Here is a 416-nt window from a genome sequence, read left to right on the forward strand (position 1 = left end):
TGCCCGGTCCGGGTCATCCGTTGCTGCGGCCGGCCGGGGAGCTGCGGTTCACCCCGCCCCGCACGGTCTCCGACGGCCTGCCCTCCTACTACCGTCCCGCCCCGGACACGTCATCCCCGGTCGCCACCGCACAGACCGCCGCGCACACGGCCGTCTCTTCTCAGGCCGGTGTGCGAGCGGGCGCGCATCCGGGGACGGACGCGCAGGCGGCCGTGGGCGCGGACGCGAGTATCGCCCGGCCCGACGTCGCCCCTGTGCCCGGGTCCGTCACCGCTGTGCCGGGCGGGCACACGGCGGGCGGTGTGACGCCGGCCGGGCCGTCGGTGCGGTGGGAGGAGTTCCAGCGGCAGCGGGACGCGGCGTATCACGGCCGGCTGGCGGTGGCGGAGGCGACCCGGGGGGCGGTGGAGGGCCGG

Annotated in this window: 1 pseudogene; it reads left to right on the forward strand. The window is 78.4% G+C overall.

Annotated elements, in window-relative coordinates:
• Positions 1 to 416 (forward strand): annotated as a pseudogene (locus tag IF37_RS40415) (hypothetical protein); the annotation flags it as partial.

Source organism: Streptomyces sp. NRRL S-31, from assembly GCF_000718775.1.
Taxonomy (GTDB): Bacteria; Actinomycetota; Actinomycetes; order Streptomycetales; family Streptomycetaceae; genus Streptomyces.